Here is a 1,029-nt window from a genome sequence, read left to right as displayed (position 1 = left end):
GAACGAGTGACGCCTCGGCGGGAACGAGTGACCTCCCGGCGAGGTTCCGGCTCGCGACGTGGCGGCTCATGCTGGACAACGGTCGGATGCAGGTGGGGGACAAGGCCCTGGCGGCGACCGCACGGCCGGCCGTCGTACGCCTGCCGCAGGCGGTGTACGACGAGGTCGGGGACACCGTCACGCTGAGGGGTGACCGCGGCTCGTGGACCCTGCCGGCGGAGCCGGCCGACCTGCCCGAGGACACCGTCTGGGTGCCGACGAACAGCTTCGGCCGCGGGGTGTGGGCCGACCTGGCCTCACCGGGCTCTCGCGTCGACGTGGAGGGGGCACGATGAACGGCTTCGGCCACGATCCGTGGTGGATCATCCTGATCAAGGTCGTCGTGATCTTCGTGGTCCTGGTGCTGCTCACGCTCTTCAACATCTGGTGGGAGCGGCGGGTGGTGGCGCGCATGCAGCACCGCATCGGACCGAACCGGCACGGCCCCTTCGGCCTGCTGCAGAGCCTCGCCGACGGCGTGAAGCTCGCGCTCAAGGAGGACATCACGCCGACGAAGGCCGACCGGGTCGTCTTCGTGACGGCGCCGATCCTCGCCGCGGTGCCGGCGTTCGTGACCTTCAGCGTGATCCCGTTCGGGCCGGTGGTGAGCCTCTTCGGCCATCGCACGCCGCTGCAGCTGACCGATCTGCCGGTCGCGGTGCTGTTCGTGATGGCGATCGCGAGCATCGGGATCTACGGCATCGTGCTCGGCGGCTGGGCGTCCGGCTCGACCTACAGCCTGCTGGGCGGGCTGCGCTCGAGCGCGCAGATGATCTCCTACGAGGTCTCGATGGGCCTCGCGCTGGTGGCGGTCTTCCTCTACTCCAGCAGCCTGTCGACCAGCGAGATCGTCGCCGCGCAGGGTGACTGGTGGTTCGCCGCGTTGCTGCTGCCGAGCTTCGTCATCTACTGCGTCTCGATGGTCGGCGAGACCAACCGCGCGCCGTTCGACCTGCCCGAGGCCGAGGGCGAGCTCGTGGGCGGCTTCCA

Annotated in this window: 1 protein-coding gene and 1 pseudogene; both read left to right on the top strand. The window is 69.7% G+C overall.

Annotation, left to right across the window (positions count from 1 at the left end):
* Positions 1 to 335 (top strand): annotated as a pseudogene (locus tag AB3X52_RS19390) (NADH-quinone oxidoreductase subunit G); the annotation flags it as partial.
* Positions 332 to 1,029, top strand: a 698-nt coding sequence (locus AB3X52_RS19385) for a complex I subunit 1/NuoH family protein (RefSeq protein WP_367995750.1), incomplete at its 3' end; no start/stop codon positions are given. The pseudogene AB3X52_RS19390 and the gene AB3X52_RS19385, both read left to right, overlap by 4 nt.

This window comes from Nocardioides eburneus (genome assembly GCF_040838215.1).
Classification (GTDB): domain Bacteria; phylum Actinomycetota; class Actinomycetes; order Propionibacteriales; family Nocardioidaceae; genus Nocardioides; species Nocardioides eburneus.
The sequence above is the reverse complement of the archived record's forward strand: the minus strand, read 5'-3'. Positions and strand labels throughout refer to the sequence as shown.